Genomic DNA, 1,072 nt, shown 5'->3' with positions numbered 1-1,072 from the left:
TCCACGCCTCGCGCCAGTCCTTCAACAGCTCGGTCGAGTTCCAGTCGCGGTTCTTAGCGCCGAACCCCTCCGGCCCCACGTCACGCATCGCCAGCATGACATGCGCGTGCGGCTTGGGGGTGCCGTCCTTGGCCTTGTCCCAATGCACGTTGAGGTCCGCGACCATGCCGCGATCGACAAACTGTTTCTTCACGAAGTCCTTGGCGAGCGCGACGCCCTGCTTCTCGTTCATCTCGCGCGGAATCGAGAACTCCACCTCGCGGGCAAGCTGCGCGTCCTTGCGCTTCTCCCCCGCCTCCACCTCGTTCCACAAGGCCGCGCGATCGTTTAAACGCTCCGGCGCGCCCTCTGGCAACATCACCTCGGAGTGGATGACGCCCGCCTTGTTGCTGAAATCGTGGTTACGGTTGAAGCGATCGTCATGCAGCTCGGACGCGGACCGATAGGCGGCACTCGCCACCGCGCTCGCGCCGGTCTGGCGACTGATGACCTTGGCGGAAAAATGGTAGATCGCCATGACGCTTGGCTTATTACACTTCTGAGCGCACGTCGGCAACGACGTATAAGCGCGCACTCACAATCCGCTACGCTCCTCGTGATTGACTTGGTGCCGCTTTTCCTGCCGTTCGTGCTTTACCCCAATGCCGGGTCCGCTAAGGTGTCTCTGGTTGATGCGCGGAAGGGTGAGGGCGATGCGGAAGGTGCGCGATTACGACGCCGAACTGAAGGCGCTCGGCGACAAGGCCCGCGCGCTAAAGGCGAAGCGGGTTGAACAGCTCGGCCAGCTCGTCGCCGCCACGGGGGCCGATGCGCTCGATGCCGAGACGCTGGCCGGGGTGCTCCTCGATGCGATCGGGTCGAAGGATACCAGCGCGAAGGAGGCATGGCGTGCGAAGGGCGCTGCCTTCTTTCAGCGGCGCGGGCGGAAAGGTGGCGGCGCTGCTGCGATCGACGGATCGGGCGCTCAAGCTGAACCGGGCGGCGACGCTGCGGGCGGAAGCGGGTCAGCGGCGAACGGATAGCAGGGGCTGGGTCGTGCAACGCCGCGAACGAACGCGCCATCTGATCGAGC

Annotated in this window: 2 protein-coding genes; one reads left to right on the top strand and one right to left on the bottom strand. The window is 64.8% G+C overall.

Annotated elements, in window-relative coordinates:
- Positions 1-517 (bottom strand): MobQ family relaxase (gene mobQ / locus AX724_RS19460; protein ID WP_197421638.1); only part of this gene is annotated, 517 nt, incomplete at its 3' end.
- 175 nt (positions 518-692) lie between these two features.
- Between mobQ and AX724_RS19455 the strand changes: the two genes are divergently transcribed.
- The gene (locus tag AX724_RS19455; RefSeq protein WP_066212924.1) at positions 693-1,022 is read left to right on the top strand and encodes a conjugal transfer protein TraD; all 330 of its coding nucleotides are present in this window, start codon (positions 693-695) and stop codon (positions 1,020-1,022) included.
- Positions 1,023-1,072 lie beyond the last annotated feature (50 nt).

Source organism: Sphingobium sp. CCH11-B1, assembly GCF_001556865.1.
Taxonomy (GTDB): Bacteria; Pseudomonadota; Alphaproteobacteria; order Sphingomonadales; family Sphingomonadaceae; genus Sphingobium.
This window is presented reverse-complemented; position numbering and strand designations above follow the sequence as displayed.